17 protein-coding genes and 1 pseudogene are annotated in these 19,868 nt (G+C 64.1%); 12 read left to right on the forward strand and 6 right to left on the reverse strand.

Annotated elements, in window-relative coordinates:
- From GJ695_RS28200 to GJ695_RS28210, 3 genes are all read left to right on the forward strand, one after another.
- The coding region (locus GJ695_RS28200; protein WP_154370421.1) for an OmpA family protein at positions 1 to 1,236 on the forward strand (1,236 nt) is incomplete at its 5' end.
- Positions 1,236 to 6,146 (forward strand): DUF6765 family protein, encoded by a 4,911-nt coding sequence (locus tag GJ695_RS28205; RefSeq protein ID WP_154370422.1) that lies wholly within the window; start codon positions 1,236 to 1,238, stop codon positions 6,144 to 6,146. The genes GJ695_RS28200 and GJ695_RS28205, both read left to right, overlap by 1 nt.
- Positions 6,143 to 7,135 carry a right-handed parallel beta-helix repeat-containing protein gene (locus GJ695_RS28210; protein ID WP_154370423.1) on the forward strand — a complete coding sequence of 331 codons (993 nt, stop codon included), beginning with the start codon at positions 6,143 to 6,145 and terminating at the stop codon, positions 7,133 to 7,135. The genes GJ695_RS28205 and GJ695_RS28210 overlap by 4 nt, the downstream gene beginning before the upstream one ends.
- Before the next feature lie 76 nt (positions 7,136 to 7,211).
- On the opposite strand, the gene GJ695_RS28215 is transcribed toward GJ695_RS28210, so the two are convergent.
- On the reverse strand, positions 7,212 to 7,391 hold the full coding sequence (locus GJ695_RS28215) for a hypothetical protein (protein WP_154370424.1): 180 nt from the start codon (positions 7,389 to 7,391) through the stop codon (positions 7,212 to 7,214).
- A gap of 74 nt (positions 7,392 to 7,465) precedes the next feature.
- On the opposite strand from GJ695_RS28215, the gene GJ695_RS28220 reads away from it, so the two are divergent.
- The 8 genes and pseudogenes from GJ695_RS28220 (at position 7,466) to GJ695_RS28255 (ending at position 13,791) form a co-directional block, all read left to right on the forward strand.
- Positions 7,466 to 7,816, forward strand: coding sequence for a hypothetical protein (locus GJ695_RS28220; protein WP_154370425.1), 351 nt, complete (start codon positions 7,466 to 7,468; stop codon positions 7,814 to 7,816).
- Position 7,817: 1 nt separating this feature from the next.
- A pseudogene (locus GJ695_RS30665) lies at positions 7,818 to 7,865 on the forward strand (hypothetical protein); the annotation flags it as partial.
- 507 nt (positions 7,866 to 8,372) lie between these two features.
- Entirely contained in the window at positions 8,373 to 8,852 is a 480-nt protein-coding gene (locus tag GJ695_RS28230) for a hypothetical protein (RefSeq protein ID WP_154370427.1), read from the forward strand.
- 408 nt (positions 8,853 to 9,260) lie between these two features.
- A complete protein-coding gene (locus tag GJ695_RS28235) occupies positions 9,261 to 10,187 on the forward strand; it encodes a right-handed parallel beta-helix repeat-containing protein (protein WP_154370428.1) in 927 nt (308 codons plus the stop codon).
- Positions 10,184 to 10,897, forward strand: coding sequence for a hypothetical protein (locus tag GJ695_RS28240; protein ID WP_154370429.1), 714 nt, complete (start codon positions 10,184 to 10,186; stop codon positions 10,895 to 10,897). Before GJ695_RS28235 ends, GJ695_RS28240 begins: the two co-directional genes overlap by 4 nt.
- A 60-nt stretch (positions 10,898 to 10,957) precedes the next feature.
- Positions 10,958 to 11,539, forward strand: coding sequence for a hypothetical protein (locus GJ695_RS28245; RefSeq protein WP_154370430.1), 582 nt, complete (start codon positions 10,958 to 10,960; stop codon positions 11,537 to 11,539).
- A gap of 33 nt (positions 11,540 to 11,572) precedes the next feature.
- The gene (locus GJ695_RS28250) at positions 11,573 to 12,883 is read left to right on the forward strand and encodes an MBL fold metallo-hydrolase (protein WP_154370431.1); all 1,311 of its coding nucleotides are present in this window, start codon (positions 11,573 to 11,575) and stop codon (positions 12,881 to 12,883) included.
- Positions 12,880 to 13,791, forward strand: a complete 912-nt coding sequence (locus GJ695_RS28255) for a polysaccharide deacetylase family protein (protein WP_154370432.1) — start codon at positions 12,880 to 12,882, stop codon at positions 13,789 to 13,791. Before GJ695_RS28250 ends, GJ695_RS28255 begins: the two co-directional genes overlap by 4 nt.
- 2 nt (positions 13,792 to 13,793) lie before the next feature.
- Here GJ695_RS28255 and GJ695_RS28260 read toward each other — a convergent pair whose 3' ends face one another.
- A complete protein-coding gene (locus GJ695_RS28260) occupies positions 13,794 to 14,300 on the reverse strand; it encodes a hypothetical protein (RefSeq protein WP_229260675.1) in 507 nt (168 codons plus the stop codon).
- A 462-nt stretch (positions 14,301 to 14,762) separates the two neighbouring features.
- Positions 14,763 to 16,538 (reverse strand): FAD-dependent oxidoreductase, encoded by a 1,776-nt coding sequence (locus tag GJ695_RS28265; protein ID WP_154370434.1) that lies wholly within the window; start codon positions 16,536 to 16,538, stop codon positions 14,763 to 14,765.
- A 148-nt stretch (positions 16,539 to 16,686) separates the two neighbouring features.
- Between GJ695_RS28265 and cysM the strand changes: the two genes are divergently transcribed.
- The gene (gene cysM, locus GJ695_RS28270; RefSeq protein ID WP_154360445.1) at positions 16,687 to 17,589 is read left to right on the forward strand and encodes a cysteine synthase CysM; all 903 of its coding nucleotides are present in this window, start codon (positions 16,687 to 16,689) and stop codon (positions 17,587 to 17,589) included.
- 148 nt (positions 17,590 to 17,737) lie between these two features.
- Here the strand turns inward: cysM and GJ695_RS28275 are convergent, their stop codons facing one another.
- From GJ695_RS28275 to GJ695_RS28285, 3 genes are all read right to left on the reverse strand, one after another.
- The gene (locus tag GJ695_RS28275) at positions 17,738 to 18,085 is read right to left on the reverse strand and encodes a hypothetical protein (RefSeq protein ID WP_154370435.1); all 348 of its coding nucleotides are present in this window, start codon (positions 18,083 to 18,085) and stop codon (positions 17,738 to 17,740) included.
- 421 nt (positions 18,086 to 18,506) lie between these two features.
- Entirely contained in the window at positions 18,507 to 19,658 is a 1,152-nt protein-coding gene (gene mltB, locus GJ695_RS28280) for a lytic murein transglycosylase B (RefSeq protein ID WP_154370436.1), read from the reverse strand.
- Positions 19,649 to 19,868, reverse strand: a 220-nt coding sequence (locus GJ695_RS28285) for a DUF4129 domain-containing protein (protein WP_154370437.1), incomplete at its 5' end; no start/stop codon positions are given. The genes mltB and GJ695_RS28285, both read right to left, overlap by 10 nt.

Here is a 19,868-nt window from a genome sequence, read left to right on the forward strand (position 1 = left end):
GCATGGTTGACCTGGTTCTTGGCAAAGAACAGTGAACTGTATGGCGCCGCGATTGTCGAGCTGGCCGTGGTGGCGCCCGTGCTGACAGTGCTCGGCCTGAGCGCGGCGCAATACAGTTCACTGTTCTTTGCCAAGAACCAGGTCAACCATGCTGCCTTCCTGGCGGCGCGCGCCGGCAGCGTGGGCAACGCCAGCATCGACGCCATCAAGCAAGCCTACATCCAGGGCCTGGTGCCGATGTATGGTGGCGGCAGCACGCCGGCCGAACTGGCCAAATCGCTGGCCAACGCCACCGAGGCGGTCAACGGCAAGGATGGGCCCGGCGCCTACATCGAAATGCTGAATCCGACCAAGGAGGCGTTCGAGGACTGGAATGATGAAAAGCTGCAGACCCTGCTCGACACCAAGGGCAAGCGGGTGATCTCCAATCGCGGCCTGGGCCTGAGCACGGACGCGGTACGCGCCAATTCGGGCGAGAGCCGCCAGGACGCCAACCTGATCAAGCTGCGCATCATGCAGGGCATCAAGCCGGCAGTGCCGGTGGTGGGCAGCATCTACACCGCCTACCTGAAATACCTGGATACCGGCAGCGACGCCAACCGCTCGGCGCTGATCCAGAAGGGCCTGATCCCGGTGGTCACCAACGTGACCATGCAGATGCAGTCCGACGCGATCGAGCCGGACCATCCGGTGTCGTCGCCGGGCAGCGGCAACGGCGGCAATCCGGTCGACCCGGGCGAGCCGCCGACCACGCCGACCAATCCGACGCAACCGTGTTCGGAGTCGAGCAATCCGACCGGCTGTGACCTGCCCAGCGACCCCGATCCGGGTGGCGGTGGCGGTGCTTGCGAGGTGCCGGTCAAGGCCGAGATGAGCGCCGATGCCTTGTTCGACTTCGATTCGGCTACGCTCAGTCCCACCGGCAAGTCGAATCTGGCCCAGTTCATGGCGCCGTATCTGAACAAGACTTTCGACAAGGTGGTGATCAACGGCTATACCGATCCGCTCGGCAACGATGCCTACAACATCGACCTGTCACAACGCCGCGCCGACGCTGTCGCGCTGTACCTGAATCAACTGGGACTCAAGGTGATGGATGTGCCGGTGGTGCGGGGCAAGGGCGCGACCAGTCCGAAGGTCAATCCGGACGACTGCAAGAACAAGACCGGCGACGACCTGAAAGCCTGCTATGCGCCGGACCGGCGCGTGACGATCGAACTGACACCACACAGCTGATGACGATGAACACCATACTACCTTCAGGGCCGTGGTGGCCCGCCTTATCCCGGCTGCTGGCAGCGGCGGCACTGGTCGCCGTCGCCGGCGGCGTGCTGGCCTGTCCGGAAACGCCGGGCCCCACCTGCAACGCCGGCGCCGCGCCGGCCAGCCAGCCGCTGGGGGTGAGCGCGAATATCGGCGTCGGCAATCCGATCAACGTCATCAATGGCAACAAGTACCAGCGCGAAGAGGACATGGCGGCGTTGCCCGGGGTGATGGGGCTGGAGCTGGTGCGCCATTACAACAGCGGCCACAGCAGCCCAGGCACCTGGACCGGACGTATCGGGCGCGGCTGGCGGCTGTCCTATGAGACCCGGCTGGTGGCTTCGCCGCGGGCGATCGAAGTGCTGCAGGCCGATGGCGCCTCGGTGGTGTTTGTGCGCGATGCGCTCAAGCCATCGCTGGCCACCACGGACAACCCGGCGCGCGGCGCGATCTCAGTGCGGCGGGGCGGACGCGGCGATGAATATCTGTGGCGCTGGACCGATGGCCGCGAGTTGAGCTTCAATCATTTGGGCCAACTGGTGCAGATCAAGGCCGCCACCGGCGAGATCACCAGTTTGCTCTACGATCCGCGCGGGCCCCTGATGCGGGTGACCGATCCGCAGGGGCGCAGCCTCCATCTGCATTACCTGGACCGTGCCAGCGCGGCACGCGATGACCGCTACCGCGGCGTGCAGAGCATCGATACGCCGGTGGGCCGGTTTACCTATGAATACGGCAGTGCGCCGCCCAAGGGCAGCGTGCTGGGCGCACGTGACGTCCTGGCCAACCTGGTGCGCGTGCGCTACCCGGCGGCAGGACAGGGACGGCAATACCATTACGAAGATCCATTGCATCCGACCTTGTTGACCGGCATCAGCATCGAGGACGGGCCCACCACCAGCCGCTACGCCACGTTTGGCTATAACGCCGCCGGCAAGGGCATTCTGTCGGTCCACGCAGCGGGCGCCGACAAGGTCATGCTGACGTACGACCGTCCCGGCCTGACCACCATCACCAACGGCCAGGGACAGACGACCACCTACCGCTACGCCGGTGCGGCCGGCGATTTCCGTCTGACCGAAGTACGCGGCGCCGGTTGTTCCTTGTGCGGTACCCCGAATCAACGCTACCGCTACGACCAGCTGGGGCGCCTGGTGGAAACCATGCAGCTTGACGCCAACGGCGTGCCGGTCGAGGGCAGCTTGAGTGAACTGGACGAGCAGGGGCGTACCATGCGGCGCAGCCGCGTGGTGTACCGCAACGGCAAGGCAGGACCGCCGCAACTCCAGGTGCGCTATGCGTATGCGGGCAGCGCCACCGTACCGTCCCTGATTGCCCGGCCCAGCGTGGCGGCCGGCAAGGAAGTGGTCACGCGTGTCGTGTTCGACCGGGAGCAGCGGCCTGTGAGCACCACCGATGCGGGCTTTATCCCAGCTTACGACGGTAAGGCGCTGCTGGCGATCAGCCGTACCACCAGTTACCGCTACAACACGCGCGGCCAGCTGGTACAGATTGATGGGCCGTTGCCCAACGCGCCGGGCCCGGCCAGCCCAGGCAACAGTGATATCACGCAGGCGGAGTACGATCCGGTCACCGGGCTGCTGGTCCGCTCCGTCGCGGTCGGCGATGTGGTCACGCAAGTGCTGGAGCGCGACGCCGCGTTGCGGCCGTTACGCGTGCGCACCGAGGACGGCGATACGGCGCAGACCATTGTGGTCCAGCGCAACTGGCGAGGACAGCCTGAACAGGTCGCGCTGGAGGCAGCGCGGATGCCATCGGCCGGGGGCGGCACGCCGGTATTGCGCCGGGTCTGGCGCTACCGCTATGACAGCGAAGGCCGCCTGACCCAGGTGACCGCGCCGGGCAATCTGTCCACTGCCTTCCGTTATGACGTCAACGGCCACCTGCTGGAACGGATTCTGGCCGATGGCAGCCGCTTGCCGGCGGACGCCGCCGCATCGCCGCAGCCGGCGTCCGGCCACCCTTCCTACACTGCGCAGGGACAGCTGGCCAGGCTGACCAACGGACTGGGTATCGACACGGAATTTCAATACGATGACAATGGCTGGGTGGCCTTGAGCGTGGCGGCTGCCCGCACGCCGGAGGCGGCCAGTACCCGGTTCGATTATGACCGTCAAGGCCATTTGACGCGCTATGTCGATCCGAACGGCGTGGCGACACGGCGCATCTACGACGATTTCGGTGCCAAGATCATGGAGGCCAATCCGGACCGGGGCGTGACCCTGTTTCGCTACGACGCGGCCGGCCGCCTGGTGGCGCGGCTTGATCCGCAAGGCGGGGTGATGCGCTATACGTATGACGCCAGCGGACGGCTGACCGCTGCAGGTACCGAGCAGATGCCGACGCTGGTGCAATACCGTTACCGCGGGCGCCGCCTGGCGGAAGTGATCACGACCGCCGATGGCCAACTGACCCACGTCACCGAGCGCATACGTTACGAGAGCAATGCTCTGGGACAGCCGACCAGCGAGTGGCGCTGGCTGGCGCCGGACCCCGTGAGCGGCGTCGGCGTGCCGGCGGCAGGGTTGAGTTTTCTGACCCGTACCGAGTACGACGACGCCGGGCGGATGACGAGCCAGACGTTGCCAGACGGGCATCGCCTGCACTACCGCTACACGCCGGCCGGCCAGTCCGGCGCCGGCATGCTGACGGCGATGTGGTTCGATGATCAGTTGCTGGTGAGCGAAATTGCGCAGTCACAGCATGGCGGCGTCACCGGCTATGTGATGGGCAATGGCATCCGTCAGCGGATTGTGCTGGACCAGGCGCAACGCGTTACCGGCTTGCGGGCGACGGCAGGGCGGCCTGCTGCGGCGAGCCCCGCATCGACGGTGTACCAGCAGGAAAATCATTACGACGCAGGAGGGCGGCTGCTTGGTATCGACCGCAGCGTGGCCGGTTCCGTGCCGCGTGCGGCGTATTATGCGTACGATCATCTGGATCGCTTGCTGAGCGTCACGCAAGCTGACGGCGCCAGCGTGCAGTGGCGTTATGACCGGGGCGGTAACCGCACCGAGCAAGTCACCACGCCGGCGGCGGGGACGGCCAGCACGCAGGCCTACCGTTACGTCCGCGGCACCAATCGTCTGAACGCCATCGACGGCAACGCGGCTGCCGAGGCGGACACGGCCTCGCGCGGTCCATTCGACGGCGCCGCCGAACCGGGCCGGTTGCAGCAGGCGGCCTGGCTGTATCACGGCGCCGGCATTCCCCTGGCGCAAATGATGCTGGTTCGTGCCGACGCGGGCACGACAGCGCTGCGGGCTGGCGCACGCCGTATCGAGTATGGCAGCGGCGGGCGGCCGCTGGTCGTATATGATGGCGCGCAGTGGGTGGCGCGGTACCGCTACAACAGTCAGGGTGAACGGATCGCGCGCACCGTGTGGCAAGAGGGGCGGAGCCGCACCACCTACAGCCTGTTCCGCGAACAGCGTCTGGCAGCCGAGACGGATGAACAGGGACGGGTCACGGCCCACTATATTTATTTGGGCGGCAAGGCCATCGCCAAGGTTGAGATGGCGCCGGTCAGTGGGCGATGGCGCCGGGCCTGGCGCAGCCTGGTCACGCTGGGCGGCCTGCGCGCCGACCCGGCCGGCGAGGCGACCCCCCACATCTATGCCATCCACAGCGACCACCTGGGGGTGCCGCAACTGGTGACGGATGACCGGCAACAAGTAGTGTGGCAGGCCGACACCACGCCATATGGCCTGGCGCAGGTGCGCTATGCCGCCATGCATGACAATGGCAAGCCCTTCGAGTTGACATTGCGCCTGCCGGGGCAGGTGTATGACAGCGCCACCGGCCTGCATTACAACTACGCGCGTGATTACGATCCGCAAACCGGTCGCTACACGACGCCGGACCCGATGGGGTTGGACGGTGGCGCCAATCCCTACGCCTACGCCGACAGCAATCCACTGAGCAACGTCGATCCGCTGGGCCTGTACCAGATCGACGTCCATTACTACACCACTTTTTTCCTGGCGGTGGCAGCTGGGGTGGACAAGGACGTTGCCCGGCGCATCGCGCTGGCCACCCAGTACATTGACGACAATGAGGTAACCAGGCCGATGAAACCGATTAACACACCGTGGGATTACGTTGACAGTGTGTTCGTCAACAAACCGGCGCTGCTGCGCTACCACTTCGTCATGGCCGGCTACGAGCCTGATCGCACCACGTTGGAAGCGGCCGCGCACCTGCTTACCGGGCACGACCTTCAAAGCTATATAGATCGCAGGATACTCAATCCCTCGAGTCCGCAGTTGACGCGCTTATTGAACGCCTCGCAATTTGCCAAGACCGATCCGAACGCCAACTGCAATTCCAGCATACAGCTGTTCGGCGAGTATCTGCATACGTTCGAAGATTCGTTTGCGCACCGCGACCAGGAGAACGAGGCGTATGACGCGACGCAGCTGATGCTCGGCATCGGCCACGGCGCGGGCGGCGAGAATCCGGACTACACCTACAACCATTTTTCCGGCAGTCTGCTGGGTTTCGGCTGGTGGAACAACAATGCCGCCCGCACGCTGGAAATGGAGAAGGAGGTGTTCCAAAAAATCAAAGCGTACAGTAACCCGCAGAACCAGCAATATTCGTGGTCGGCGCTGGCCTACACCCTGACCACGTTTAATGAGTTCCAGGCGCATGACAGCAGCGCGAATTTCGATGACAAGATTGCGATCTTGAATAAAGGCTTGAAAACCTTGGGCTATGCCGGCATCGACCTGGCCGAAGGCGGTGCACACGGGTACAAAGCTGAGGACGGGGCCGCGAACCGCGGCCAGGCGTTGAACAACCTGAAACCAGCCGATTATATCGGCACGATACTGCCGCAAGGGGCGGCGCCGTTGCCATGAGCGGGCGCCTGTGCTGGGGCGTCTGCCTGCTGATCGCGCTGTCGGTCCATGCGCAGGTGACGGGGCCGGCCGCCACGCGGCCGGAGAGCAGCGGCTGTCAGCCGCTGATGCCACGCAGCAACGCCGATCAAGAGGCGGCGATCACGGGGCCGGGACGCTATTGCGTGGTCCAGGATTTCCGCCAACCTCAGCTGTCCGGCGGCGGCCATAGTGGACCGCGCTATGGCCATGCGCTGATTGTCGTCGACGGTGGCGACGTGACGATCGACTTGCAACAGCACACGCTGCATACGGCGGCGCGCTCCCATGGCGTGTATCTGGCGGCAGCGGCGAACCGGGGCCAGGCCGAACGCAGCGGCGCCACATTCGGGGCGAGCAACCGCAACGTGACGGTGCGTAATGGCGTGATTGATTTGCGCGGCACCGGCACCGGCGTGCGGCTGGTTGATGTTTGGCGCTCCGAAGATCTTTTTGCCGCACCCGCCGTGCCGGCGTATCAGAAAACGCGCTACGTGCTGGAGAACCTGACCATCAGGACCGACAACGTCGGCATCCGGCTGGAGGGTGATGGCAATATTGTCCGTAACTGCGTGATCGAGAGCGACGGCGATGCGGCGGTCGTCATGGCGGGAGCGAATAGCCAGATTCTCAACAACACTATCGTGCTGGGCAATCCGCTGGTTCCGACCTGGACCAAGGCCAGTGAAGGGAGCGATGTTATCGGCTTGCTGTCCAAGACCCCGGCGGCGCGGACGCAGGCCCGGGCCGCCATCGTATTGCACGACGGTGCAGGCAGCGTGATCCAGGGCAACCGCATCGAGGTCAAAGGCAAATCGGCCACGCGGCGCAGCATTTACCTCGGCAATAACAGCAAGGAGGTGCTGATCGAGAAAAATACCTACGTCGACGGCATTGACGCGGCAGTAACGACGGCCGGCAGCAGCAGCCGCGCGCGCGATAACCGCACGGTACCTGCTGTCGGCGACTAGCCCCCTGAATACATGCGCGGCCGATGGCATCGTCGGCGATTTTCAAAGAAGAACTCATGAAGAACAGCCTATTTCTTCAGCGCTGCACGGCGGCGCTGCATTGCCTGCTGGCGCTGGCCGGCGTGTGCGCCACCGGCCCTGTTAGCGCCTGTCCGGAGTTGCCCGGCGCCACCTGCAACGCCGCTGCCGCGTCGCCGGCCGGGCAGTCATTGGGCCTGAGCGTCAATCTGGGCGTCGGCAATCCGATCAACGTCATCAATGGCAGCAAGTACCCGCGCGAGGAAGACATGCCGGCGCTGCGCGGTGTGCTGGGACTGGAGATCGTGCGCTATGTCCGAAGTGCGCCAGGCCAGCTACCGTTACGATGCGCTAGGCAACCATCTCGCCAAGACCGTGCGCGGCAGGACCACGTATTACGTGTACGATGCGGTGCACCAGCTGGTGGCCGAAGCCGACCAGAACGGTGAATGGCTGCGGCAGCACCTGTATATCAATGGTCGTCCGGTGCTGCTGCAGGCCGAGGGCGCGGCGCAGACAGGCAGCCTGTATGCGGTGCATGTCGACCAGCGCGGCCTGCCGCTGGCCGTGACCGACGATCAGCGGCGGGGGGCAGGACTTCGATGTCTTTGGCAATGTGCGTCAGGCACCGCTGCTGCGCGTCACCCTGGGCGACACCCATAGCGTGGAAATGAACTTGCGCATGGCCGGGCAGTATGCGAACGCCGAGACCGGCCTGTGCTACAACATCCACCGCTATTACGATCCACAACAGGGCCGCTACCTGACCCCGACCCGCTTGGTCTGGAAGGCGGCGAGCATAGTTATGCCAACTCCGGACTTCCGCTATCCACCGCAGCTGATTCTGATTGATCGTCAGCAGAAGAAAAAACTCAAGGATGAGCACATCATTTTTAAAATGCGATTGGCAAGCAATTTGCCAGCTATGCGGGAACCAGGCGCTGCATGGAAGTCGAATTGCTGTTCCATGTGCCGCGCAGCCGCAAGCTGATCGATATCTATCAGCCGTATGTCGAGCAGGCCAGGGCTGCGCCATGACGATGCGGACAGAGCGTCACCTATTGCCGTATGGCGCATAATTTTTTATAAATATTTAAATTGTGATAATTGGTGAATATGTGTGTGGGGTGCCGGCATTACATTGACGCTTTCAAGCTGTGATGAAGGACGATTGATGTCAGCGGGAAGCGCAGGCCATTTGCCGTTGTACGGGGGGACATTGCTCCTGTTTGCGCTGTCAACCAGCGCCGATGCCGCCCAGCCTGCCGCAGCGCAGCCGGCGGCCGTGGCCTGCCTGCCCTTGGCGCCGCGCAGCGGCGCCGATCAGGATGCTATGGTGGCCCGTCCGGGACGCTATTGCGCAGTGCAGGATTTTCGACAGCTGCAGCTCTCCGGCGGCGGCCATAGCGGACCGCGCTATGGTCATGACCTGCTTGCCGTGAACGGCGGCGACGTGACGATCGACTTGCAGCAGCATACGCTGCATACGGCGGCGCGTTCCCATGGCGTGTATCTGGCGGCAGCGGCCAATCGGGGACAGGCGGAGCGCGGCGGTGTTGAATACGGGACAAGCAGCCGCAACGTGACGGTGCGCAACGGCGTGATCGAGAGTGACGGCGATGCGGCGGTCGTCATGGCGGGGCCGAACAGCCAGATTCTCAACAACACGATGGGAGCGCGATTACGGCGTCTGAAATGAAGACCGTTGCTCCATTTGCCGCCGTGTTTGCTGCAACAATAATTGCGTTCAACGCTGCCCGTGCAGCGGGCGAAGATTGCCTGCCTTTGAAAGACAGCATTCATGGTTGGGCGGTTGAAGCACGGACGCCAGGCCGCTGCTGCATGACGGCGGATCTGAAGCAGACCGCGCCAGGATGGCTTCAGCTGCCGCACCAGGCCGCTCCCGTGGACCCGTTGTTGTCGGTCAGGGGGGATGTCGATCTTGCCGGGCATGTGTTGTCAGGGCTGCGTCCCTCAAAAGGCGCGGCGCCGATCGCCTTGTACCTGGAGGATGCCGACGGCGCGGTGGTGCGCAGACATACCAGTTGCTGGATCAGCAAAGTTCGGTGGAGGCGGTGCGATGAATGCTTATGGGCGGGGAAAACTGATGCTGCTGGTTGCGTTGGCTGCTGGCGACGCGGCCGGAAATACGACAGGGCCGGGCATGGTCATCGCGTATGACAATGACGTGCCGGCGACAGCTATCCACTCTGCGGTGGCGCAAGCCGAAAACGGTGGCTGCCAGGCGCTGGCCGATGCCGCGCATGGATGGTCGGTGCTGGTGACCCAGCCGGGAACCTACTGCATGGCGGCGGATCTCAAGCAAACCGAACCATCCGCGTGGCTGCGCCTGCCGCATCAGCCAGTACCGACCGAGCCACTGTTGACGGTGAATGCCAGCAATGTGTCGGTTGACCTGGCGCGGCATGTGTTGCATGGCGCGACGCCGTCGGCGGTGGGACTGTGGGTCAATGGCGGTGGTCAGATCAGAAATTTCGCCATCCAGGTGCGGCAAGGACGCATCGTGACCGACCAGCAGCCGGCGGTCTTCATGGTGTACGCCTGGAATCGGCAGAACCAACGTTTCAGCCAGCATGCTCACGTCGATGAGCTGGCGCTGGCGCGCAGTCTTGACGAATATCCGCAGACCGGCTTTGTGCTGGAAAACCTGACGCTGGAGGCGCGCGAGGTGGCGGTCATCATGCAGGGACGGGGAAACGTCATCCGGCATTGCAAAATTATGGGCGGTAACGGCGCGGTGAATTTGTATGGGCCGGACCTGGTGTTCGAAGATAACGAGATCATCCTGACCGCCAGCGTGCCGTCGCCCGGCGGCGAACCGCCGGTGGCCTTGTACCTGGAAGATGCGGCGGGTAGCGTGGTGCGCAACAACAAAATTACGATACGCGGTCATGTCGCGGGGGCGGAGGCGATCGTCTTGAAGAACTCGGCGGCGGTGCTGTTGCAGAACAATAGCGTGAACGGCGCTGTTCAGACCTACAAGCTGCTGGACCGCCAAAGCTCGCTGCGATGACCGGTCAGCCGATAAAAATTGATGGGGCGTTCAGGATGACTTTTTCTGGATATTTGATGCGACTTGCAGTGATGCTGATGGCCGTAGCGCCAGCTTACGCGGCGCCGGCCGCCGTCCTGTCGCTGACGCCGGCGCACGCCTGTCAGCCGCCAGCGGGCAGCCCGGGCAAGCTGCTGGATCTGGCCTATCCGAATGCGAGCACAGGCGGCAATGCGCCATTCGATCATCAGGTCGATATCAACGGTGATGGCTGGTGTGACTGGGTCAGTACCGCAGCCCAGCCGCCGCACCGTGACGGTGTCGAGTTGATGCAGCCGCAGATGAAGGATTTTATTTTCCTGGGTGGTTCGCGCGGCTGGCGCCGGTTTGGCAATGCGAAGGCGATCCGGGCGTTCATCGATCAGCATGATGTCGATCGGCCGGTCCCGTATGACGGCGGCGCCGAGGTTAGCGGATTCGTCAGCCCGCTGTTTATTTTTGCCGACGGCGAACCGCGGCCCTATGTGGCGGCGCTTGCCCTTGCACAGGATGTGCTCGATGCCAGGGCCGAAGATGTCGTGGTCTATCGCTGGCATGGCGGCTTCGATGCCTTGCTCCGCGTAGGAGAGCAGGAGCGGGCGATGGTAATCCGGTTCCTCCAAGCCCACTATTGCGGCAGCAAAGTAGCCCTGCCGGTGCAGTCGGTGGCGGAGGCCGTGTGCGCACGATGAAATGCGCTCGCGAGCCTGCACCACTGGTGCTGCCTGCGACGACGATAGATCTGAACGGCGATGAACGTGCATCGCCCCCCGATGTCGACAGGTGGAGATCGCGACTCCGTCAACACGCTTTATCTGGGCAACGCCAGCGGATGGTCCCGAGTCGGCGCGGCCATACCCAGTGATAGGCCCGATCAACTTGGCGCAGGCCAGGCGTATGCGGAACAAGCCGATGTTGTCGAGTGCGGGCTGCCGGATGGCAGCAAGTTGATCCTGCGGTCGAAGTACGACCGCTTCCCGTTGCCGATTCCGACCGGGCGCCATGGCTCGCTGATCTCTAAGCGCGAAAGCTGGATGGCGACCTATCGGGACGGGCAGGGCCGCAAGAGCAAGGTGCCTGGTGCGACCGAATATAGTGGCCAACTGCTGCTGGACATCGCGTGCGCGGATTACGGCATGAAGCATGGCGTGCCAATGGCCAAATATACATTCCGGCGTGCCGATGGTAGCTGGCAGTCATTGGCGGAGTTTCCATTCGCGCAGCTGGATGTGCGCGTCGATCCGCAGCAAAGCTTTCTGGCGCGTGCATTGACGCTGAATGGCAAGCCATTCGTCGAGCCGGTGACACCGCCGGCCTGTGACTGCGCCAGATGACGAAGCGTGGCCGGTCATGAGATGATGCGGTCTATGAAAATCTCCCGCATCCTTCACGCCGGCTACGTCTTTGAAAGCGGCGCCACGCAGATCCTGTTCGACCCGGTCTTCGAAAATCCGTTCAGCCGGAACTGCCACGCATTCCCGGACACGCGCTTCGATCCTGCGCAGATCCGCGCGCTGCGGCCGGACGCGGTGTTCATCTCGCACTTCCACGACGATCACTGCTCGATGGAGAGCCTGGACCTGCTGGACCGCGCCACGCCGGTTTATCTGTATTGCCTGTTCGACGAACTGTTCGCCATGCTGCGCGCGCTGGGCTTTGCCAACGTGCAGGCGCTGGCGGTGGATGCGCCGGTGACGGTCGGCGCCTTCGAGGTGATTCCGCGCCGCGCGCTGGAAGCCGATGTCGACTCCATGTTCCAGATCCGCGCCGAAGGGCTGAATGTATTGAACGTGGTCGATTCGTGGATGGACCCGCAGACGCTGGAGCAGCTCAAGCCCTACGCGCCCTGGGACATGGTGCTGTGGCCGTTCCAGACCATGCGCGAGGTGGATGTGATCGCGCCGTCGCGCGCCGAACGCGGGCCGGTGGCGCTGCCGGAGGAATGGCCGGAGCAGTTGCAGGCGCTGGCGCCGCGCTACGTGGTGCCGAGTTCCTGCCAGTTCCGGCAGGAGCCGTGGTCGTGGTACAACCACGCGATGTTCCCGATCACCTATCGCCAGTTTGCGCAGGCGATCGGCGCGTGGCTGCCGTCGGCGCAGGTGGTGCGTCTGAATCCGTCGGTGTCGGTGCTGCTGACGGCCGACGCGCTGACGCCGGCCGCGCCGCTGCCGTGGGTGCTGCCGGCCGGTCCGCAGGACGTCGACTACGAATACGATGCCGACATTGTGCCGCCGCCCACCGCCGACATCGCGCGCCACTTCGCGCCGCTGACGGCGGAGCAGGCCGCGCTGGCTTTGGACTTCTGCGGCAGCGGTCTGCTGGAACGCTATGCAGACATGGAACTGTCGGAAGACAGCTACTTCGCCACGCCGTGCGTGTGGCAGCTGTCGGTGTACGACCACGCCGGCGCGGTGCAGCAGTTCCGCTACCGCATCCACGGCGACAGCATCGCGCTGACCGACGACGAGGAGGCGCCCACCTGGACCACCGAGATTCCGCTGGCGAAGCTCTACGCCGGGCTGGCGCTGGGCGAATCGCTGACCTCCATGTACATGCGCATCGACGGCGCCCCCGCCGATGCCGACATCGTCGACGATCCGCTGATCCGCTGCCTGTTCAACGACGCCTTCGGCGCTTATCAAGCCGCGCAGCTGCGACGCCTGGGAATCACGATATGAAAAGCATCCTTGGTGCGTTACTGCTGGTGTTGAGCGCCGGCGCGCAGGCGCAATCGGTCGCTTTTACCTTTGACGACGGCCCGCGCGTGGCGCAGACGCCGTTGCTGTCGCCGCAGCAGCGCAACCAGGCCTTGCTCGACGCGCTGGCGGCGCAGCAGGTGTCGGCGGCGCTGTTCGTCACCTGCGACAACGGCGCCAATCAGCCGGCCGGTTATGCGCTGGCGCAGGCATGGGGCCGCGCCGGTCATGCGGTCGGCAACCATACGATGACACATCTGGATCTGAACAGCGCCAAGGTCACGCTGGCGCAGTACCAGCAGGAGATCACGGACTGCGACAAGATCACGTCGACGCTGCCGGGCTACCAGAAATGGTTCCGCTTCACCTTCCTGCGCGAAGGGAACACGCCGGAGAAGCGCGACGGCATGCGCGCCTTCCTCAAACAGACCGGCTACCGCAACGCCTACGTCAGCCTGGACACCAGCGACTGGCGGCTGGACGAGAAGCTGGTGCAGGTGCTGGAGAAGAATCCGCAGGCCGATCTGGCGCCGATCAGGCTGGCGTATCTGTCCCACATCCGCCAGCGTGCGCTGGCCTATCGCGATCTGTCGCGGCAGCTGGAAGGGCGCGATATTCCGCAGGTGATCCTGATGCACCATAACCTGATCAACGCGCTGTGGCTGAAGGATGCGATCCAGCAGTTCAAGGACATGGGCTGGACCATCACCACCCCGGCGCTGGCGTTTGCCGATCCGGTGTACCAGCAGCCGCCGGAAAAATCGGTGGCCGGACAGAGCCTGCTGCTGTCGATCGCCCGCAGCCAGGGACTGGGCAAGTTTCCCGGCTGGGAGCGGCTGGTTGACGATGGCGATGTCGAAATCGAGGCGCTGAAGCAGCAGGGGCTGTAGCGCTATTCCACATCCTCCAGCTGGTCCCAGGCGCGGCGGTATTTGGGCAGGCGGCGTTCCAGCGTGTTTTTCGCCTGATCGTTGGCATGCGCCACCAGCGTCAACGCGGTGCTGAGGGCATCGCTCATGGCCTTGGCGGCGATGCTCATGGCTTCGGCAGCCGTGGGCGGGACTTTCGCGGTCTGCTTCATCAACTGCGCGCGCAGTAGCGCGGCATTGGCCCATTGTTTGTGGCCGGGCAGCAGCACCCAGATTTCATTCCAGGCATTGCGGCCGTCGCCTGCGACCTTCACCACCATCTGGTTGGGTGAGACGGGCTTGCCGTTGTAAACAAGGTTGTCGCCAACGATGGCGGCGGCGTACCAGCGTTCGTTGAAGCGCATCCGCAAGCGTGTGCCCTCCGGCAGGAACAGCTGCTTCCACTGATAGCCGCGCGCGGGGATGGCGTCCGCGCGGCCCTTGGCGATCCAGCACTGCACGGCTTTAATCAGCGCTTCGCTGGGCGACAAGGTGCTCCCGCTCTCGCGCAGATAACTGCGGAGCTCGTCATAAACTATTGCCGGGAGTATAGGTGGGGGTGGTATGTTGCGGGTCCCTGAGGCATTCATGCTGGTTCTCCTTTCTGGTTCGTTCTATTGTTTTCTGTTTCTATCTGTTAGACCGGCCGCAGAGCGGGGAGTTCAAAACATATAAAAACAGACAAAAGCAGAACACCGAAATAGAGACGTCTACAGAAGGAGGCGGAATATCTATCCCCTATGTATATCCTCGGCTTGTTTTTAGGCAAGTTGACGGGGCTGCGGACGCGGCATACTCGTCGGCGGAGGTGTTGCACCACGCCGCCTACCGCAGCGCTGCGCGCTCGCACGTTGCCGCAGTCAGAACGCGGGCCTTCAAAGCCTTGCTGGCGCGCGGCAGACCGCCGGCCGGAATTGCATCCGGCGCGGCGCCTGGTTTTCCTGCGCCAGCGGTTAGACCTTGACTAGCTTGTCCGCCGGCAGGTTGGCCAGGAACTGGTGGATCTGCGACACCACCGCCGCGCCTTCGCCCACCGCCGCCGCCACGCGCTTGGTGGAGGTGGCGCGCACGTCGCCGATGGCAAACACGCCCGGCACGCTGGTCTCCAGCGCCGCCCGCGACGGCAGGTCGCGCGGATAGACGCCGTTGGCGAAGTTGGCCTTGCACTGCGACTTGGTGACATCGAAGCCGGTGCGGATAAAGCCGTTGGCGTCGACGTCGACGCCGCAGTCGGCCAGCCAGCCGGTGTTCGGATCGGCGCCGATGAACAGGAACACGCGGCAGACGTCGTAGTCGCATTCCTCGTCGGTCTTGGCATTGCGCACGCGCACCTGCTTGAGGCCGTCCTCGTCGCCTTCGAGCGCGACGATTTCGGTGCAGGTGTGCAGTTCGATATTCGGCGTGGCCTGGATGCGCTCGATCAGGTAGCTGGACATGGTGGACGACAGGCTCTCCTTGCGGATCAGCATGTGCACCTTGGACGCGTAGCCCGACAGGAACACCGCCGCCTGACCGGCCGAGTTGCCGCCGCCGACCAGGATGATCTCTTCCGTCTTGCACAGCTTGGCTTCCACCGGCGAAGCCCAGTAGTACACGCCCTTGCCCTCGAACTGTTTCAGGTTGGCCAGCGACGGCCGGCGGTAGCGCGCGCCGCAGGACAGCACCACGGTCTTGGCCTTGAGCATTTGCAGGCTGCCGCACATTTCCACCTGCAGCGGGTAGGTGTCGCACACCAGGCGGCCGGCCGGGGCCGGAATCGCCACCTCGACGCCGAACTTCATCGCCTGCACGTAGGCGCGGCCGGCCAGCGCGCGGCCGGAAACGCCGGTCGGGAAGCCCAGGTAGTTTTCGATGCGCGCGCTGGCGCCGGCCTGGCCGCCGTAGGCGCGCGTTTCCAGCGCCAGCACCGACAGGCCTTCGGACGCCGCGTACACCGCCGTCGCCAGCCCGGCCGGACCGGCGCCGACCACGATCACGTCCCACACCTTGTCGGTATCGAGCTCGGGCAGCATGCCGAGGCAGCGGCCGATCTCGACCACGGTCGGGTTCTTCTTGACGGCGCCGTCCGGGCACACCACCAGCGGCAGCTCGTCGGCCACCGGCTGATAATGCGCCATCAGGTCGGCGGCCTGCTGGTCATGTTCCGGGTCCAGCACCAGGTGCGGATAGCCGTTAGCCTGCAGGAAAGTTTGCAGCGTGTGGATGCGGCCGTGGCCGCGCAGGCCGACGATCACCGGGCCGCCCGAAGCCTGCTCGATCAGGCCGACGCGGCGCAGGATCAGCGCGCGCACGATGCGCTCGCCCAGCTCGGCATGCGCCACCAGCAGCTGGCGCAGCGATTCGGACGGCACCACCAGCACTTCGACGTCGCCGTCGGCGTGGCCGTTGCCCAGCGCCGGCCGGCCCGACAGCTGCGCCACCTCGCCGCTGAACTGGCCGCGCTGGTGCGTGGTCACATACGAGGTGTTGCCGAGGCCGTCATAGCGGTTGACTTCGATGCCGCCCTTGAGCACCAGCATCAGGCCGAAGCTGGTCTTGCCGGCCTCGAAGATCATCTCGCCGTTCTTGAAGCACACCACGTGGCCGAAGCGGTGCATGTGGCGGATGTCGGCCGCGCTCAGGGTCGGGAACATCTGGTGGCGGCGCTGCTCCAGGTTGAAGGTGTCGGTGGACGGCGTCGGTTCGTCCGGGGTTTCTTCCGGCAGCAGTTCGGAGGGGGAGGTAGCCATGATGATTTCGGGGGTAATGAAGCTGGTTGCACGAATGTTGCCAGTCTAGCCGAAGCCGGGCCGCCCGTCCAAAGTCTTAGGGGGTAGCGGACCGCTTTGCGGCAACTCGGCTAAAATGGTTGTTTTGGCGACCTCAAACAAGAAGACGATGGCTTACAAGACCCTGCAAGATACGATCGGCAACACGCCGCTGGTGCAGCTGACGCGCCTGCCCGGCGCGGACGCGGCCGCCCGCAACAACATCATCCTCGGCAAGCTGGAAGGCAACAACCCGGCCGGTTCGGTCAAGGACCGCGCCGCGCTGTCGATGCTGCTGCGCGCCGAGGAGCGCGGCGACATCAAGCCGGGCGACACGCTGATCGAGGCGACCAGCGGCAACACCGGCATCGCGCTGGCGATGGCGGCCACCATCCGCGGCTACAAGATGCTGCTGCTGATGCCGGAAAACCTGTCGGTCGAGCGGCGCCAGAGCATGGCCGCCTACGGCGCCCAGATCCTGCTGACGCCGAAGACCGGCGGCATGGAGTACGCGCGCGACATGGCCGAGCAGCTGCAGAAGGACGGCAAGGGCATCATCCTCGACCAGTTCGCCAACCAGGACAACGCCCGCGCCCACTACGAGGGCACCGGGCCGGAGATCTGGCGCGACACCGAGGGCCGCGTGACCCACTTCGTCAGCGCCATGGGCACCACCGGCACCATCATGGGCACCTCGCGCTATTTAAAAGAACAGAATCCGGCAATCCAGATCATCGGCGCCGAGCCGGAGGAAGGCTCGTCGATTCCCGGCATCCGCAAGTGGCCGGAAGCGTACCTGCCGAAGATCTACGACCGTTCGCGGGTCGACCGCGTGGAGTCGGTGTCGCAGGCGGCGGCCGAGCGCATGGCGCGCCGCATGGCGGCCGAGGAAGGCATCTTCTGCGGCATTTCGGCGGCCGGCGCCTGCGAGATCGCGCTGCGCATCTCGCAGACGGTGGAAAACGCCACCATCGTGTTCATCGTCTGCGACCGCGGCGACCGCTACCTGTCGACCGGCGTCTTCCCGGCGTAAACCCCAACCGGGGTCAGTGCCGACATTCGGACATTTCGCGAGCGAAATGTCCGAATGTCGGCACTGACCCCGGTTTAAACAACAACGCCCTCATCCCCTGGTCAAAGGGAGGAGGGCGCTGCGTCAGGGCGGGACAACGGGGGCTGGATCAGCCCTGGTTGGTGCCGCCGCCTGGGGTTTCGCCTTCTTTAGGCTTGAATTGCTTGTCGCTGATGCGGAACTTGTTGCGGCGGTCGCCCATCAAGTAACGCAGGTCGCGGATGCTCAGGTCGCTCACTTCGTGCATGCGGATCAGCAGCGAGGCGCCGACCGGCAGGCGGTGGTGACGGATTTTGCTGATCACCGGCGGCGCCACTTCCAGCGCGCGCGACAGGGCTGCGTCGTTTTTCAGGCGCAGGTTCTCGATCAGGGTATCGAGCAGGCGGTTGGGATTGTACTGCAGCAGATCATCGCCATCCGCATCGTTGTTCATGTCTATGCCGACTTGGTTTGTCATGTCGTCTTTTCCTTCTGTAAAGTTGTCCTGCAAAGTACAACACTCGGAGCTTTGCTGCGCCAATGTCCAATCCTTAACAGGAGAAGTCACACACGGACACGGATTCCAGGATAACAAGTTTCATAATATATACACAATTGTACAACACTCCGCAATCTAATACTCAGCAGCAATACAAAAAAGCTCTTCCCGCAAGGTATTGTTGTCGGTCTGCAACATTGTGTGAGAATTATACACCGACTTCTGTGCTAACCTCATTCGTGCGCACTTTGTGTATCGATTAAAGTTAGTTGTATAACAATTGCGTTGTAAAGCCGCCTATGTAATTCAGCTGCCTACCGCAAGTGTGTACAAAATATTTCCAAGTGTCAACAAAACAATACCGCGTCGGACCGCACGGTACAAGCCGATTTACGCTTGCTTACATCCCTGAAGCGTTGCTTGACGCCGGAGCGGGCGCCCTGGCCAGCCGCACCGCGCGGCCCAGCTCCACCACCGACATCGCGTAGAAGTAGCTGCGGTTGTACTGCGTGATGGCAAAGAAGTTGGTGTTGGCCAGCCAGTATTCGGTCGGCTCGGCGCCGTTCTGCAAGTCCACCAGACCGTACAACTGATCCGGCGCCGGCACGGCGGTGGTGACGCCGGCCGTGCTCAGCTCGGCGCTGCGGTACTTGGCCGCCAGTCCCTGGTTCAGCATGCCTTCCCAGGCGCGGTTCGGCGACACGGTGGCCGCGTACACCACCGGGCCGCCCTGCGCGCGCTGCCAGCCGTGGCCGGCCAGGAAGGCCGCCACGCTGCCGATGGCGTCGCTGCTGGAGTTCTGCAGATCGATCTTGCCGCTGCCGTCGAAGTCCACCGCATATTTCATCAGGCTGCTCGGCATGAACTGCGGCATGCCGATGGCGCCGGCAAACGAGCCTTTCAGCGACAGCGGGTCGACGCCGTCCTGGCGCGCGAACAGCAAGGTCGCCTCCAGCTCGCCGCGGAAGAATTCCATGCGCTCGCGCCGCTGCGGCGCCTCCGGATAGGAAAACGCCAGGGTGGTGATGGCGTCCAGCACGCGGAAGCGGCCGGTGTTGCGGCCGTACACGGTTTCGATGCCGATGATGCCGACCAGTACTTCGGCCGGCACGCCGTACAACGACTCGGCGCGCGCCAGCGCGTCGGCGTTGTCGTTCCAGAACTTGACGCCGGCGTCGATGCGCACCGGATCGATCATCAGCTTGCTGTAGGCCTGCCAGTTCTTCGGCTTGCCGGGCGGCGCCGGCTTGACCAGTTGCACGGCGGCGTCGACATAGCGCACCTGGTTGATCAGCGCGCCGAGCTCGGCGCGGTCGAAGCCGTCGCGCGCGGCCAGGTCGTCGAGGAAGGCGCGCACCTCTTTCCAGTCGCCGAAGTTGACGAACTCGCCGACATAGTCGATGGCGGGCACGGCTTTCTTCTTGGGCGCCGCGGCCTTTTTCTTTTTCTGCATGCTCGGCGGCAGTTTGTAGCCGTAAGGGTCGACCGGCGCGGCGTGGCTGACGGTGGCTGCGCTCAGCAGCAGGGCGGTGATCAAAGTCTTCATCGGCATAAGGATAACAAGGTTTTCAGCGTCGCCAGCGACGCCTTGCGTGATTCGGTCCCGCCGGCGCCATACATCAGCTGACCGTACAGGTGCAAAAACTGCTCCATGGCAGCGTGTTTTTCCGCGCTGGCCGGCATGGTCCGCAGCCGCGCCGCGTAGTCGCGCGGCCCCTCGGCCGCCGCGCGCGCATAGCCGTGGCGCGCCTGCTGCCGGCCA

Origin of the sequence: Duganella alba (assembly GCF_009674495.1) — a bacterium.
Classification (GTDB): domain Bacteria; phylum Pseudomonadota; class Gammaproteobacteria; order Burkholderiales; family Burkholderiaceae_D; genus Rugamonas; species Rugamonas alba.